Genomic DNA, 12,969 nt, shown 5'->3' with positions numbered 1-12,969 from the left:
TCAATGAGTATCAAGTCATTTCAGCAGGACAAATAACAGTTGGCTTTTGCTCCTGCGTCGCTATTTTAGCCAACAATTATTTGCCTCTGAATGAAGCGTTAGCCGTAAATTTGAAACGGCAAACGCGTGTGATACTATAGTGATACATTTGCGCATTTTATAATTGGATTCATCATGAGAGTAGAGCTAGTAACAACATTAAAGCGACAAGCAACCAAGATATTGGCTGAGCTACATTCGTCAAAAGAACCAGTGTTAATAACAGAGCATGGACAACCGTCTGCATATTTAGTTGATGTAGATGACTATGAGTTCATGCAACAACGAATGCAGATACTCGAAGGTGTTGCTCGAGGCGAGCAAGCTATTAGAAATGGCGATACATTCTCTAATGAAGATGCAAAAGAAAAAATGAGTAAATGGCTGAAGTAAAATGGACTGCTCCTGCTTTAAATGACTTAAACGAAATAGTTGAATATATTGCGTTAAGTAATTTACCTGCAGCCAAAAATTTAGCACAAAAGGTGTTTGATAAAGTTACTAGACTAGAGAGACATCCTGAATCGGGGAAAATCCCGCGTGAATTAAAAAACTTAAACTCTAGAGAAGTTGTTGTTAATCCATGTCGTATTTTTTATAAAATAGATAATGATCTAGTTTATATACTTCATGTTATGCGGCAAGAGCGTGATCTGAGAAAGTTTATTTTACGCAGCTAAATACGGCTAACAAAAACTTCATGGTTGGAATTTTACTGCTGGTAAAGCGCTCCTAAAATCCCCATATGCAAAGCGTTATATGCCAGTGATGGCGAAGTCTATCGCATCTATCAACAACGCTCTTGACGCTTCTAATGTACCAACAGGGTTTTTAAGCACATCTTCGGGTATAGAGGTAAGCTGCTGGGCCATAAATAAGTAAGTGCTGCTATCAAACTCTATTTCAGGCGTTAATTTTTTCATTAACATGCTGGGTTTAGCGTTTACATTTGTCAATGGCACAACTAAGCGAGTGGCCAATTGATCGATTACCGAATTTTGGACGTCGACTAGATAAGGATAAGCCTCTCTCGTTTTCTTACTTGGATTTTTGTATACATCAAATTGCGGCATTAAAAATCCCTGTACTCATCGCTTAAACTACCGTTCTCGGCGACAAATTCATTGTAGGCCTCTACCGCAGCCTTGTTTTCTTGTTTCCATTTTTCAGCTTCTATAAATTTAAGTTTATTGCTTAATGCTTGCTCTAGGGTTGCAGACAAGTTAATTTTTAAGCTTCTGGCCTTTTCTAACAAATCACTATTGAGGCTTAAATTTGTTGCCTTTTTAGGTGCGGCTAAATCGTAAAGGTCTGCCATTGCTATGCTCCAACTTAATTTTTAATCAGTATACGCATAGTAATGCGCATTTAAAAGCATGGTTGGCATATAACTAACACGTCATGCTCATTCGCTGCGCTCATTGGGACGCATAGTCGCTGGTTCAGCTCATTCTTCGCAAATATAGCCAGCAAGCCTGCGCCCCATATGTGAAGCGTCAGGCTATAATTATAGTGTCGAATTGTTTTACATATTGAATAATAGAAATCAACTAACATGTTGAAATAACGGGAAATATAATGTGGCATGTTCTATGCGTTAATGTGCTAAAAGTAAAAACTACAATACATTTAAGGAGTAATTGTAAGATGAATATAAAAATGACTAAAGTTATTAAAATTGCAGCGGTTCTCGCTAGTTTTGTAATTGGGTTGCCCGCGCAAGCTGGTCTTATCTCATACACGGATGAGGCTTTGTGGAATAGTGCTGTTGGATCAGTATCAGGCACTGAAAATTTCAATTCATTTTCTACAGATACAACATTTCGAAACGCTACCGTCTCTGCTAATAATATGCAAATTACGGGGGTTCCAGGCGCTAATGGAGACGCGACCAACATTGTAGATGCTCAAAGTTTCGTATTTAGCGGGGGTTATGCTATTGACGGTACTTCATACTTACTCGGTGATTTAACAGGCTCACAAACTTTACGTGTCGATTTTGATAGCTCCGTATCCGCTTGGGGTGCTACATTTTCTGGCATATCAAACGGTACGTTAAACACTGTTATCAGCGCTTATGATTCTAATAGTAACCTTCTAGGAATGCTAAATAGTTCTTCCCCAAATAATTCCACTGTTGGTTTTTATGGTTTTTCCTTCGATTCTAATGAAATGGCTGACTATTTGGTTTTTCAAAATATAACATTAAACAATGATGTATTTGGTATGGACAATGTTAGTTTTGTGACAGCTACAAGCGTGCCTGAGCCTGCTTCAATGGCTTTACTAGGGCTTGGTTTGGCTGGTATTGCCTTTTCAAGAAAAAAGAAAATAGTTTAATTACTTACATTTAAACCTTATTGAAACCTCGTATAAATTGGGGCATTTTTTTGCCTAACACATATTAGCCATGAGTTTTCTGGGGAGAAACGATGCAAGTCACCAAACTCTGCCACCACACCGACTGCAACTAACACCCGGACACCTCACATTGCTTGAAGTGTTTTTACGACAGGATAATAACGCCATTGATGAACGTGATACGTAAGTTCGTTGTCCAACCTTTCGAACCGCCGTATGCGCTCATCAATGGTTTGCAGTTGTTCTTGCAACACGATGTGCTGAGCTGGGTGGGGCAGTATCAATTCGGTTAACCAGCGCAAGTGTTTCTTTGACCAATTGGCGGAGCCTGCATAACGAATATTATTACGTAGCAACAACGCTTTGAGTTGGTACTTAGCTTCTTTTAAATCTTTCATCGCCGCTTCACGTGCGCGAGATAAATCCCGCACCGCTTCATCTTCTGGCTCGGGTACATAGATAGGCGTGAGATCTTCTGATTTGAGTAATTTGACTAGTTTGAGTGCATCACGTCTGTCCGTTTTAATCCGTTCACCCGGCTTTTTAGGAATAAGGGACGGTGCGACCACATAACAACAGTGGCCTAGGCTGGTGATCAAACGATAAATCCAATAGCCACAAGGTCCTGCTTCATAGACAACATGTAATGTTGCACCTGGATATTTAGACTCGAACTGCCTTATGAGTTTTTTCATGCTGACTTTAGACGACGGTATTCTGCCATAATGCACAGGCTGTGCCCCTCGTTGTTCTTCGCAATAAGCCACTTCGTTAAATTCTTTGTGAGTATCCAATGCTAAAAAAATTATGCTATGTTTGTTCATGCTAGCCTCCAAATGAATTAGTCTTTAGCGAACTAATTATGGTTCCGGCCAGCGCTCTGGTGGCTTTTAGCTAACCCACGAAAATGCGGAGGCTAGCATTATCAAAGGGAGTAATTGTGTCTATGTGGCAGTTGAGAATGAACCGATTTATTAGCGTTTTACTTATCGTCCTTCTGTGCGGTTGCACTTCGACCAAGCCCAAAGAAGTAGAGTAAAATTCCTCTTATCAGGATAACTACGACTACTTTGGGTATGTTACTCATTGGGTTAAAAATCCAGACATTCCCCCTACAGGTAACAACTTAGTCGGCGCTAAAAAGGATTTTGCACACTGCAAGAGCGAGATAAAAGAACATCTAATTGAAGCACAAGTACCAAGTCGTGATATCCAATATGCATTTATTGTAGAGTGTATGTACAAAAAGGGTTGGTTCTTATCCGCACAGACTTATATGGTTACGCAGTAAGCCACACAAGAATATTGTTATATTTCAAGGAAGATTAATGAGTTCATTTGAAGAATTGAAAAAAAAGAGATATCGACTCTCTCAAAAAAAGCTATGACCAAATAGCTAATACAACAAGTCTTGGGCTTAGTTTTTACCGCGAAGAAATTGCTCGCCGTTAAAATGAGGAATTTAACTCTAAAATTCAGTCCATGACTTCTCAAATGCGTAACATGACTATTTTCATCATGATATTAACAGTCATTAACGTTGTGGTTGTTATCTATGATGTTTTCAAGGATGTTTAAAAATTGAAATATAACAACTCATTAAACTCGCTCACTTCGTTCGCTGGGACGCATACACGCAGGGCGGCTTCGCCATTATGCCCTGCGTGCCTGCGCCGGTTATTGAAAAGTTATGTGCCAAGGAAATTGAAGTGGGGTTAATTGAATCTATATTGATTGGTTTGCAATTTGACCGATTGCAAAAACCATTGGTGTTTTTCTCAATGCTTATTGGCTTTTTCTTTTTCTCAGTCGCAGGGGGGCGTTCTTTATGGCGTATCAGAAGTAGTTTTTAGCGACAAGGAGGGTAAAGATGCAATCATTGGTCCTTTAGTCGGGATGATCGCTTTTTCTCTCCTATTCTTTGGGCTGGCTGCGGTTTGTGGTCATTTTATAAAAAAGTGCGTGAGGTAATGTCACATAAGAATATTGTTAACTGCCTATGAAATTGACCACCGACTTTGACAAACTAGGATTTCATGACGCTTCAATTGAAAAAATTGAGCGTCAGTCTGAATCTGTTATTTTGGATATAAAAGGTGCATTTATTTCAAAAGAACACCCTGGGTCAGGAGGCCAAGACTGGAAGGTCGAAGAAGCTACATTAGAAATTCTCGGTGTAGCTGAAGAGAGAGCCACCTATTGGGATGATGACAAGGCGGCAAAGGATCATCCCGAGCCAAAATTTCCCCTGGATGAAATCATGCATGCATATTTTATGGATGGAGTGTTTTTATTCGAAGGGTTTAAACAAACAGAAGCATGGTACGAATGGTTTATAACTGCAAATTCATTTACCTTGGAGGTTAAAAGTGCATCCAAGCTCAGTAGTTAACAAAGTAAGCAACCTTACTCCGCATTGCGTGGTTCGTTTGGCTCACTTTACCACGCAATGCTACGCTCGGTTATTACGGCGTTAGGCGCAAGGGAAATTCATGCATACATTAAGACTCAAAAAGATAGATGCTTTTGCCTCCCAATATTCAACAGGGAATCCAGCAGCTGTAGTATATCTTGACTCAGTAGAAAAGCTTTCCAGTGCGGAAATGTTACAACTAGCAAAAGAACTGAAAGGGTTTGTCAGTGAGGTTGGTTATGTCAGTCCAGGGACTGATACTGATTACCACCTTCGATATTTTTCTTCTGAAAGAGAGGTCGCCTTCTGCGGACATGCAACAATAGCTATCCTAAACGACATCGTCGCCAATAGTAAGGCAATGCAAGAAAAGTCAATATTGTCTATCTCGACAATGACTGATCGTTTAATGGTTGAAAACCGTTACAAAAGTGAGAAAAGCGTTTATATATCGGCACCACCAGCTCGGTTCTCCTCAAAAAATATTAGCATACCTGATATTGTCTCAGCATTTAATTGTCACATTAATGACATTGACCAATTACAACCAATCCAAATTGTGAACGGAGGGCTTGCGACTCTTATTGTCCCTATAGCTGGACTAGAGTCCATACTTTCTGTGACGCCAGACCTTCAAACTCTCAACAAATTTTGCATACAAATTGGAGTGGATATTATTATCTTGTATTCGTCAGAAACTGTTGCTCAAGAGTGTAAATATCGGACGAGAGTTTTCGCACCAACATTTGGTTACCTTGAAGATCCAGCAACAGGTTCAGGCAATTCAGCTTTAGGTTATTATCTCTTAAAGCACGGAAAGTGGGATGGCGAGATGATAAAAATAGAGCAAAATAGTTTCCGAGACTCCCCGAATTACGTGCAGATTTTTTCAACAGAAACTGATATTGAAAATTGTCAGGTCTGGTTTGGTGGAGGAGCAGTCTTAAGGATAGATGGGGTACATGTTTTATGCTAAAAAAGCTTGCCCAAAAGGGCCCAACAAGAAAAGTAAACGGACGGTTTCACCGCCGCTTATTGTGGTGTTACACCCGACTTAGAATTGAGTGAAAACATGTATATAGGAGAAGTTTCGAAGCTAACCGGCGCGTCAAAAAAAGCGATCCATCACTACGAGGAGCTAGGGCTGTTGTCGGAGGTGTCTAGATTAGGAAAGTACCGCATTTATGATAAGCATCATGTAGTTATAATCTCAATGATAAAGCGGGCGCAATCTCTGGGCTTTAAACTTTCAGAAATGCTGCCGATGATGAAGGTTAAATCGAAAGAGAATCGCTTTCCGGTCGAGATTGCTATAGATGCAATAGAGCAAAAGCAGAAGCAAATTAAAATCGCGATCGAACAAGCCAAACAGTTAGATGTTGAGTTAGGGTCATTAAAAAAAGAACTGATTGATCAATTTTCGTTTGACCACGCAGACAATTAAAAACGCTTGACTATTCCCCTAGGGGAAGAGTTTATAGTCTTGTCACTTAATAATCTGATAGGTGAATATAAGATGTCTAATGTGTGTTTAGTAACTGGGGCAAACGGTCATTTAGGGGGGAATTTAGTTAGAGAGCTCATAGCGCAAGGAGAAACGGTAAGAGCAGGTATGCGTGATATTCAAAATGTGGATGATTTTTTTCACTTGAATTGCCAAGTCGTTTATACCGAAATGCAGGATATAGAATCAATGAAAAAAGCCCTGGAAGGTGTTGATATTTTATATCATGTTGCAGCTGTATTTAAGCATTGGGCTAAAGATCCTATTAATGAAATCGTCGAGCCGAATGTGAAAGGGACTGAAATTGTCCTTAAGGCTGCGGCACAAGCCAATGTTAAAAAAGTTGTTTATGTTAGCTCGGTTGCGGCTGTCGGGCATGATGGGACTTATCTTGATGAAAATAGTTGGAACGCTTTATCTGACAATGCCTATTACAACTCTAAAATAAAATCAGAGCAAAAAGCATGGGAGCTGGCAAAAAAGTACCAACTTTGGATGGTTTCCGTTCTACCCTCAGCAATGATTGGTCCCCATGCCAATCGACTGACAGACACTATGCAGTTTATTGAAACAATTAGAACCAATAAGCTTTTAGTAGATCCTCATTTTTTCTTTAATTTCGTTGATGTTCGCGATGTGGCAAAAGGCATAGTGGCTGCTACTACGAAAGGTAATTCTGGTAGCCGCTACATATTGGCAAATAACAGAGCTTCGTCACTTCCTGAGATATACAAAGCAGCCCAATCGGCAGGAATTAACCTTAAGGTTCCAGCACGCTTACCAAAATGGTTGATGTATTTTATTGCCTTATGCTCAGAGCTAGGAGCTAAGATGACAGGTAAACCAGCTGAGCTTATTAGAAGCCAAGTGGCCTTATTCTACGGCGTAAGGCAAGAGTATGAGATAGCGAAAGCACGTAACGAACTGGGATACGAACCTCGCTCAGCCTCAGAAGCTTTACTTGGCGTATTTGAGTATCTTAATGGGCGCCAAAGTGAAAGATAGCATAACAAGTCAATGCTCGCGGAGCCAGCGACGTTGCCAATCATTTGTGATGTTGCTACGCTCCGTTATACCACTAAAATGGCTCCACTTCGCTGGGCCGCTGGTAGCACTTGGAAAGGAATCATATGTTTAAGCAAATTGGTCTTTTTGGAATTAGCTTGGCATTCATTACACTACTTTTTCCATTCTATGCAGCGTGGTATGCAGATATTCAGGTTTCGTTGATAAATAACGTTCTCAATAGCCTTATTTTTGCTTTCGTCGCCAGTATCGGTTTTGCTGTAGGTTGCAAAATTACCAACTTCCAATTCAATTTTAAGCAGCTTTCGATTGCAGCTATTGGCGTCTTTTTGTTTAATCACTCTCTACAAAATATACTTGATACAGCTAGCAAGCCTATCTTTATTAAAATATTAGTAATTTTTGCTGTAGCGTTACTTCTTTCATGGCGCTTACCTGTCATCTTCAACAAACGTGCAGCTAAAAAATGAATTATGATGTTCGTAAATTCACCGGGAATCTTACTCGCAGGCTTTCGGCCAATGGGCTCCTAAAATCCCCATATGTTAAGCGTTACAGCACGTAAGCCTTTTAATTTTCTGTATAGCGAAAAGGCTGGTTTCTTCTGTATTTCTCTGACTTAACTAGTGCTTTTTTCCGCTATCGACCAACCGATTTTTTATTTCAAATATTTCCAGCTAAAATGGTTTTCTCAATACCAGTTCAATGTACCACCATCGATAGTTGTAGTTTTCTGGCGGTTTGCTTTAGTCTAGGGTAATTATTTTAATCAAGGTTGTTGTGCTAATTGCTTGTGGCGGCAAAACCGCGATAGTGAAGTGGGGGCGCATTAATAAACAAATATTGCTGACCCAAACCCAATTGCTGCTGCTCGTGCCTCGCCAAGTATAGCCAGCAAGTTAGCACTTTTAATACGGAGGTTAAGGCTCTCAAATGGAACCATCTGCACTCGGTAAAAAATACGACAAAATTGCTCAGTGGTGGCATGACCAACATATAGAGTCCTTTTATGGTGTCAGTCAATTTGAACGAGCCATTGGATATGCCTCGAATGGTGGAAAAGCACTTGATGTAGGTTGTGGTGTCGGGGGAAGGTTTGTGAATATATTGCAACATCGCGGCTTTTCGGTTACTGGACTTGATGTTTCCAAAGAAATGGTAAAGCTGGCTAGCAGTAACCACCCAGAACACTATTTTTTACACCAGGATATTTGCTCATGGGATACAGAAGAAAAGTTTGATTTCATCGTTGCGTGGGATAGTATTTTTCACTTACCGCTTGTTATGCAAAAGCCTGTTGTTGCGAAGTTATGCCAGTTTTTAGCCAAAGGGGGGGTATTAATATATACATTTGGCAATGACGAGGGAGAGCATACTGATCAGTGGCACAATGATACTTTTTACTACAGCTCTATTGGTATTAACGAAAATATGAAATTACTTATGAATAATGGACTTTCTATTTTACATCTTGAGCTAGATCAGTATCCTGAAAAACATGTTTATACAATCGCCACTAAGCTTTAACAAGGGCTTCAATTTGAACGCTTTGAGCGATAAATTATGGCGGCGTTATGTTTCACAGGAGGCGTTGGGGCGATGAATAAGACCACTGCACAACACTTGGTACGCGCGCTATCCGCCGATATCGGCGATAGTGGCGAGTTCGGGCTAACCGACCGAATCCAGAAGTTACCTTTGAATGGCTTTCATGCCTTTGCTAATGGAAAGCCATGTATCGGTGCATTCAAGGTTCATCGCATTGCCGGAGGAACACTCTGGTTGTTGGTAATTGATTGGCGTGCGGATGGTAACTTCTATGTGGTCGTCTACCCAGAGAACAACAATCTTGCTCCGCTAGCCGAGCTGCATGATGCGAGGGAAGCGCAAGATTCCATTGATCTTGTTTGGAGCTACAGCCCCAAAAAGCGTGATGGGCGCAATGAGGAACGTAAGCAAGCTTTTCAGAGTGCTGTAGGTGATTCCAAGTTTGTGGTTTCGCTTCCTAGTGCTTCGGTCACGCTTGAGGATTTCTTAACCGATCTTTTTGCGCTCGCGGCGTTTCGCTTGGCCGCTGATGGACTTGTTGTGCCGCCCATTGCTTTTGTCCGAGAAGGTTTCCCTGAAGGCAGGCGAATCGAACGCATGCACAAATCCAGGGAAAGAAATTCACAGGTAGTACCGAACGCAAAGATATTGCATGCTCAAAAGAATGAAGGTTCATTACCTTGTGAGGTTTGTCGGTTTGATTTTGCGGAGCGTTATGACGGCCTCGGAAACGGCTACATTGAAGCGCATCACACACGTCCGTTAAGTGAACTTGAAACCGATGAGGTATGCGATACGCGGGTTGAGGATTTGGCCCTCGTATGTGCGAACTGCCATCGTATGCTACATCGAACTCGCCCGTGGGTCAGTATTGAAATGCTTCGGGCGCTGCTGGAAAAGTGAAACATAACAATATGTGCTGGTGACAGATGAGTTTTAATAGAGATCCTTACATAACATATATGAATGCAGCAGCAGTATCTATCACTTGAATTGGTTCAGTGTTAGGACCTCTTTTCGTCTTATCAACTTTTGGGAATTTTTCACATCCGAATACTTATATTGGAACAGCATTAATAATTATTGTTTTACTCTCGATAAAGGACGGTATAGAAGCGAAAAAAAACAGCAATATTTCTGGTTTCATTGTAATGTGTTTAATGCCTTTAATAGTTCCATGTATTGTAATTTTGTCCTTTTATTTATTTGGGAGTTAACAATGAACCGTTTGTAACCTAACAAACCAATTCATCGGAAAACCACTCACTGGCTGCGCCAAAGCGTTCGTGTTTTCCGCTGCTTGGGACGTAAGATGGAGCTAACTAAAAACTGGATTCTAACAAAAGGTTTAGACTACTAATCTTAATCACTCAGATTGATTTTTTGCTAACTCGAAAGGAAGCAATTTTCTGTCATTATCTAGCTTCACAACCTCGAGCTCATGAAAGGGGCTGGCATTACAAATTTATCCGACTCGTATTTTGGTGTAGGTATTCATACTAATAGCACAACAGCTTCTATCTTTGCGGTGTTAAGTGCATTAGCAAGAATAAGTGATTTTCAATGTACTTGAATTTGGTGTATACCAAATAAACCTATTTGTTGATTGTTACCCTCAAGTGGGAGCTTTGGCTTTATAGTTGTGCACTTTGTTTTATTACAAGTTATTACACTTATGAAAATTATTCGCTATGCCGCTATATTTCCAATGAGCAAGGCGTAGATATGATTTGTTAAGGAGAGTATGGAAACTTTTTTAGGGTTACTTTTTTTAATTTCGCCTGTCATTTTTGCTATCTGGTATTCGAACTATGAATACGGGATGTCTATAAGTGACAACCTTGAAAATTGGAAAACAGGTAAACTGGTAGCAGTTTTAAGTGTCGGATTCTACGCTTTTTATGTTTTTAGTGTTGGTGTTATTGAATTCGTGTATGAGCTAGAGGATTGGCTTGTTTATTTTATTAATGTTGGGGTCGCAATCTCACTAATCGTTTTCTGTAAGCCTGCTAGTGAAATTCTTAATGACTATGAGGTGTTCCGACATGTAAACATACACGAAGATCTAGCCTTCATTATTGGTTGGCTAACGTTGTTGTATACATATTGGTTGGTATTTATATATGCATTGTGAAATTAACCAAGATAAGGTTCATTCGTTGCGCTCTTTGAAACGCATTAGGTAGTTGGCTTGGCCATTTTTGCCGTCGGGCTACACCCAAATATTTGGACGTTTTATTCTAAGGGTCAGGGCAATAAAGTACTTTTTGTATTTTATTGGTCACTAAGATAGCAATGTCATGTCGTTTTGTGGAAAAGCCTGCTTTGCATTGCCATTTCCATTCCGAGCAGACTGGCTTTCAAATCTTTTCCATACACGTTCGTGAAAATAGAATACAACGGTATTAACCGCAGGCTCTACAAGGGCTACTGCACCACCTATAACGGCACTGCCAGTTAATAAATAAGTTACTGTAAATGCCACTGAAAAGTGCAAACAAGCGAAGGTAATTGTCTTTTTCATAATATTTTACTCAATTAGAATTTAAATCTGATAATGAGAATTATTATCATTAATGGGTTTAAAAGCCAATTGATTTTTACGAACACTGTCATCAAATAAATCAATCGTACAAAGTAGGGCGTATTGTAATTAGCGAAGAAGTGCAATGCGGTCGACTTAAAAAAGCGGCATTTCAAATCATATTTATATACTGATCAGAGCATTTAGAAAAAAATTTTGTAAAGCATTAGCAGCTATTTCTATCATCACCTTTGCTGAATTAAAAGAGTCTCAAACTATAGATTTATGGACGCTAACCCAATAGAAAAAAGGTAATTAATGCCGCTATTCAAATACGATAATTTCTAAGTGAAGCTTAAATCTACTACTAATTTATAGCCATATTGTTTGAAGTAAGGGGGTAGAAAATGTGAAGATTTAACGCAGATTGCATTAAATAAGAGACGCTCCTGGTACGGCAAATAAGTTCTTTAACAATCTTAAATATCGACGCCAACCTCATGTTGATGATTGGCTTGTAGTCGTTATAAATGAACAATTGACGGACAGAGCAGGCTCGAGCGCAAATAAAACAGCTAGACACTCATATCAACGGCTTTTTTCGGGGTAAAACTACTGCCGATAGAAGCGACAATAACCAGAGCAATGGCTGCCCATTGTAGCAAACTTAAGTATTCGCTAAGAATGGCCAAGCCTGCAAGCGCTGCAATGGCTGGCTCTAAACTCATGAGTACGCTAAATGCCTGTGTAGGCATGTTTCTAAGGGCGACCATTTCCAAAGAGTAGGGCAAGGCACTGGATAGCACGCCAACCAATAATCCTAGTGGTAAAACTTCCCAGCTAAATAATGCTAATCCTTGGGTCACTACGCCAACAGGAAAAAGCATGATGGCCGCTACCGTCATACCTAAGGCCACTGTCACGCCACCTGATACTTGCTTGCCTGAGCGAGTGCCAAACAAAATATAACCTGCCCAGCAACCGCCAGCACCCAGCGCCATTAACGCACCAGCTAAGTCTAAACCTTCTGTACTAGTCAAATCAGGCATTAGCAGTACGATCCCAGCTATGGCACAGGCAACCCAAACGAGGTCACTTTTTTGTTTAGAGGAAAACAATGCCACAGCTAAAGGACCCGTGAATTCAAGGGCGACGGCTATACCTAACGGAATACGTTCTATTGCCAAATAGAACAGGATATTCATACCGCCTAAACATAGACCGTAGATAACAATGCTGCGCCAATCACTGCCATGAGGAAGAGTGCGCCACGGACGAAATACTAACCAAAGTATGGCAGCTGCGAATCCTAATCGTAGTGCAGTAGTGCCTTCGGGGCCAACTATCGGGAAAAGCTGTTTGGCTAAAGACGCTCCAGACTGAATAGTCACCATTGCCAACAAAACACAGCCTATGGCAGTGAGAAGTACACGATTGATTTGCATCGAGATATTCCCGAAAAATTAATAAAATGAAGTGGCCGCATTTTACATGAAGAAATATGAATTCACACTGCATCTTGCCTATTTCAAGCTGTAATATTGCTGCCGGATA

Annotated in this window: 16 protein-coding genes and 1 pseudogene; 12 read left to right on the top strand and 5 right to left on the bottom strand. The window is 40.4% G+C overall.

The annotated features are described in order from the left end of the window. Positions 1-174: 174 nt before the first annotated feature. Together KO530_RS02200 and KO530_RS02195 are read left to right on the top strand one after the other, a co-directional pair. On the top strand, positions 175-432 hold the full coding sequence (locus KO530_RS02200) for a type II toxin-antitoxin system Phd/YefM family antitoxin (protein WP_216046741.1): 258 nt from the start codon (positions 175-177) through the stop codon (positions 430-432). Continuing rightward, positions 420-719 carry a type II toxin-antitoxin system RelE/ParE family toxin gene (locus tag KO530_RS02195; RefSeq protein ID WP_216046740.1) on the top strand — a complete coding sequence of 100 codons (300 nt, stop codon included), beginning with the start codon at positions 420-422 and terminating at the stop codon, positions 717-719. The genes KO530_RS02200 and KO530_RS02195 overlap by 13 nt, the downstream gene beginning before the upstream one ends. A 75-nt stretch (positions 720-794) precedes the next feature. On the opposite strand, the gene KO530_RS02190 is transcribed toward KO530_RS02195, so the two are convergent. Together KO530_RS02190 and KO530_RS02185 are read right to left on the bottom strand one after the other, a co-directional pair. Then, positions 795-1,112, bottom strand: coding sequence for a CcdB family protein (locus KO530_RS02190; RefSeq protein WP_216046739.1), 318 nt, complete (start codon positions 1,110-1,112; stop codon positions 795-797). Beyond that, positions 1,112-1,357 carry a type II toxin-antitoxin system CcdA family antitoxin gene (locus KO530_RS02185; protein ID WP_216046738.1) on the bottom strand — a complete coding sequence of 82 codons (246 nt, stop codon included), beginning with the start codon at positions 1,355-1,357 and terminating at the stop codon, positions 1,112-1,114. Before KO530_RS02185 ends, KO530_RS02190 begins: the two co-directional genes overlap by 1 nt. A 329-nt stretch (positions 1,358-1,686) precedes the next feature. Between KO530_RS02185 and KO530_RS02180 the strand changes: the two genes are divergently transcribed. After that, a complete protein-coding gene (locus KO530_RS02180) occupies positions 1,687-2,379 on the top strand; it encodes a PEP-CTERM sorting domain-containing protein (protein ID WP_252728706.1) in 693 nt (230 codons plus the stop codon). 86 nt (positions 2,380-2,465) lie between these two features. Here the strand turns inward: KO530_RS02180 and KO530_RS02175 are convergent. After that, positions 2,466-3,224, bottom strand: a pseudogene (locus KO530_RS02175) (IS110 family transposase); the annotation flags it as partial. 831 nt (positions 3,225-4,055) lie between these two features. Here KO530_RS02175 and KO530_RS02170 point away from each other — a divergent pair. The 9 genes from KO530_RS02170 (at position 4,056) to KO530_RS02130 (ending at position 11,025) form a co-directional block, all read left to right on the top strand. Further along, the gene (locus KO530_RS02170) at positions 4,056-4,253 is read left to right on the top strand and encodes a hypothetical protein (RefSeq protein ID WP_216046737.1); all 198 of its coding nucleotides are present in this window, start codon (positions 4,056-4,058) and stop codon (positions 4,251-4,253) included. Positions 4,254-4,399: 146 nt separating this feature from the next. Continuing rightward, the gene (locus tag KO530_RS02165) at positions 4,400-4,792 is read left to right on the top strand and encodes a hypothetical protein (protein ID WP_216046736.1); all 393 of its coding nucleotides are present in this window, start codon (positions 4,400-4,402) and stop codon (positions 4,790-4,792) included. Positions 4,793-4,892: 100 nt separating this feature from the next. Further along, the gene (locus tag KO530_RS02160) at positions 4,893-5,789 is read left to right on the top strand and encodes a PhzF family phenazine biosynthesis protein (protein ID WP_216046735.1); all 897 of its coding nucleotides are present in this window, start codon (positions 4,893-4,895) and stop codon (positions 5,787-5,789) included. Positions 5,790-5,885: 96 nt separating this feature from the next. After that, positions 5,886-6,257: a MerR family transcriptional regulator gene (locus KO530_RS02155; RefSeq protein WP_216046734.1), complete on the top strand. Its 372-nt coding sequence runs from the start codon at positions 5,886-5,888 to the stop codon at positions 6,255-6,257. Positions 6,258-6,329: 72 nt separating this feature from the next. Then, positions 6,330-7,322: an NAD-dependent epimerase/dehydratase family protein gene (locus KO530_RS02150; protein ID WP_216046733.1), complete on the top strand. Its 993-nt coding sequence runs from the start codon at positions 6,330-6,332 to the stop codon at positions 7,320-7,322. Positions 7,323-7,447: 125 nt separating this feature from the next. Continuing rightward, a complete protein-coding gene (locus tag KO530_RS02145) occupies positions 7,448-7,813 on the top strand; it encodes a hypothetical protein (RefSeq protein ID WP_216046732.1) in 366 nt (121 codons plus the stop codon). Positions 7,814-8,276: 463 nt separating this feature from the next. After that, positions 8,277-8,870 (top strand): class I SAM-dependent methyltransferase, encoded by a 594-nt coding sequence (locus KO530_RS02140; RefSeq protein ID WP_216046731.1) that lies wholly within the window; start codon positions 8,277-8,279, stop codon positions 8,868-8,870. Positions 8,871-8,942: 72 nt separating this feature from the next. Next, entirely contained in the window at positions 8,943-9,794 is an 852-nt protein-coding gene (locus tag KO530_RS02135; RefSeq protein ID WP_216046730.1) for an HNH endonuclease, read from the top strand. Positions 9,795-10,713: 919 nt separating this feature from the next. Then, on the top strand, positions 10,714-11,025 hold the full coding sequence (locus tag KO530_RS02130; protein ID WP_216046729.1) for a hypothetical protein: 312 nt from the start codon (positions 10,714-10,716) through the stop codon (positions 11,023-11,025). A 150-nt stretch (positions 11,026-11,175) separates the two neighbouring features. Here the strand turns inward: KO530_RS02130 and KO530_RS02125 are convergent, their stop codons facing one another. Further along, positions 11,176-11,415, bottom strand: coding sequence for a DUF2061 domain-containing protein (locus KO530_RS02125; protein ID WP_216046728.1), 240 nt, complete (start codon positions 11,413-11,415; stop codon positions 11,176-11,178). Positions 11,416-11,990: 575 nt separating this feature from the next. Continuing rightward, the gene (locus KO530_RS02120) at positions 11,991-12,860 is read right to left on the bottom strand and encodes an EamA family transporter (RefSeq protein WP_216046727.1); all 870 of its coding nucleotides are present in this window, start codon (positions 12,858-12,860) and stop codon (positions 11,991-11,993) included. Positions 12,861-12,969 lie beyond the last annotated feature (109 nt).

Source organism: Aliiglaciecola lipolytica (assembly GCF_018860635.1).
Classification (GTDB): domain Bacteria; phylum Pseudomonadota; class Gammaproteobacteria; order Enterobacterales; family Alteromonadaceae; genus Aliiglaciecola; species Aliiglaciecola lipolytica_A.
The sequence above is the reverse complement of the archived record's forward strand: the minus strand, read 5'-3'. Positions and strand labels throughout refer to the sequence as shown.

Coding starts and splice junctions, on each gene's coding strand:
- KO530_RS02165 (WP_216046736.1), top strand. CDS start 4,400: ATGAAATTGACCACCGACTTTGACAAACTAGGATTTCATGACGCTTCA.
- KO530_RS02150 (WP_216046733.1), top strand. CDS start 6,330: ATGTCTAATGTGTGTTTAGTAACTGGGGCAAACGGTCATTTAGGGGGG.
- KO530_RS02155 (WP_216046734.1), top strand. CDS start 5,886: ATGTATATAGGAGAAGTTTCGAAGCTAACCGGCGCGTCAAAAAAAGCG.
- KO530_RS02180 (WP_252728706.1), top strand. CDS start 1,687: ATGAATATAAAAATGACTAAAGTTATTAAAATTGCAGCGGTTCTCGCT.
- KO530_RS02125 (WP_216046728.1), bottom strand. CDS start 11,415: ATGAAAAAGACAATTACCTTCGCTTGTTTGCACTTTTCAGTGGCATTT.
- KO530_RS02130 (WP_216046729.1), top strand. CDS start 10,714: ATGTCTATAAGTGACAACCTTGAAAATTGGAAAACAGGTAAACTGGTA.
- KO530_RS02160 (WP_216046735.1), top strand. CDS start 4,893: ATGCATACATTAAGACTCAAAAAGATAGATGCTTTTGCCTCCCAATAT.
- KO530_RS02195 (WP_216046740.1), top strand. CDS start 420: ATGGCTGAAGTAAAATGGACTGCTCCTGCTTTAAATGACTTAAACGAA.
- KO530_RS02120 (WP_216046727.1), bottom strand. CDS start 12,860: ATGCAAATCAATCGTGTACTTCTCACTGCCATAGGCTGTGTTTTGTTG.
- KO530_RS02140 (WP_216046731.1), top strand. CDS start 8,277: ATGGAACCATCTGCACTCGGTAAAAAATACGACAAAATTGCTCAGTGG.
- KO530_RS02200 (WP_216046741.1), top strand. CDS start 175: ATGAGAGTAGAGCTAGTAACAACATTAAAGCGACAAGCAACCAAGATA.
- KO530_RS02185 (WP_216046738.1), bottom strand. CDS start 1,357: ATGGCAGACCTTTACGATTTAGCCGCACCTAAAAAGGCAACAAATTTA.
- KO530_RS02135 (WP_216046730.1), top strand. CDS start 8,943: ATGAATAAGACCACTGCACAACACTTGGTACGCGCGCTATCCGCCGAT.
- KO530_RS02190 (WP_216046739.1), bottom strand. CDS start 1,112: ATGCCGCAATTTGATGTATACAAAAATCCAAGTAAGAAAACGAGAGAG.
- KO530_RS02145 (WP_216046732.1), top strand. CDS start 7,448: ATGTTTAAGCAAATTGGTCTTTTTGGAATTAGCTTGGCATTCATTACA.
- KO530_RS02170 (WP_216046737.1), top strand. CDS start 4,056: ATGCCCTGCGTGCCTGCGCCGGTTATTGAAAAGTTATGTGCCAAGGAA.